The organism is Xenorhabdus littoralis, assembly GCF_033949345.1.
Classification (GTDB): domain Bacteria; phylum Pseudomonadota; class Gammaproteobacteria; order Enterobacterales; family Enterobacteriaceae; genus Xenorhabdus; species Xenorhabdus littoralis.
The window spans coordinates 1-1,098 of record NZ_VCDP01000226.1 but is presented as its reverse complement, the minus strand read 5'-3'; the positions used below and the strand labels follow the sequence as shown (position 1 = coordinate 1,098).

The 1,098-nt window shown below is 37.2% G+C and carries 1 protein-coding gene; it reads left to right on the top strand.

Going from position 1 to position 1,098, the window contains the following annotated elements; translation table 11 throughout:
- Nucleotides 1-702 (top strand): DUF2829 domain-containing protein (locus FE394_RS19400; RefSeq protein ID WP_319927951.1); only part of this gene is annotated, 702 nt, incomplete at its 5' end.
- Nucleotides 703-1,098: the final 396 nt, after the last annotated feature.

Genomic DNA, 1,098 nt, shown 5'->3' with positions numbered 1-1,098 from the left:
TGTATTACTGCTCCGGTAGGATCCTTCTCTTGGGCTTTGATTCAATTAAAACTACGCAAGCGTGTTGCCCGTTCTGTTTGGGGTGACAAAGGCATGTACCTGGCTATTACGCCACGTGTGAATGAATTAACGGTGGAAGAAGGCAGCGCTTATGCAGTTGATGGTGTCGCTATTGGTACTAAATACGATTATCTGACACATATCGATCTGCACAATGAATATGGTAACTTTGTACCGTGGCAGCCGGCGCAGGAAGATATGATGGCTTGTGATTGGGAGTTGAGGGTTAATAACTCTAAGATTCCTGATGTTTCTGAACCTTCATATTATTCATTAGTTTTTGATGTAACCCCAAATGAAACAAGTAAAGGAAGTTTATGGGGTGGAAGTGTTAATAGTGAAATTGTTGTGGTTGAAAATGAAATAGGTGACAATGCAATTTTTAGTATTTATTGGTACGAGAAAGAGAATGGAATCCCTATAAATTTAGGTGGAGAATACACGGATTTCATGAAGGTTGTTGCGGATAAAAAACTAACAGTTACTGTAGATGGAACAAAATATCATCTTGGATATCGTATCCAAATAGAAGAAACACCAGTTTATATTCCACTCTATCAAGGTGATGATGCAGAAAAACTTGGTAATCTGTTAAAACAAACAGGCAAAACATACCGTTTCCACCTCAATTGGCATGATTAATTTTTTGGGCTGCGCTCCGGCGTGGCCTTTTTCATAACCCAACTCCTCAATATCCCCACCACCAAAAAATCACTATCTCCACCCTGAGCAGGAATTAAACAAAATCAACCAATTACCTAAAGGTGAGATTTCTCACCTTTAAACTCTTTGATATCTCTTATTTCCTGCATGGTGCAAGTTTCCCGATTTCAAATCGGAAAATCCTTTCAGGTGATTACCCATATGTTAAAGGGCAGATTTAGATATTTTGGAGCAGTATTTATACCTACTTTTGTGTTGCTACTTTCGGATTATTCCATTTTTCATTTTAGAAACACACAACACAAATTATAACACAATTAAATAACTAATTGATTTTATGTGGTTATATTTAATAGTTCACACATATCACAATTG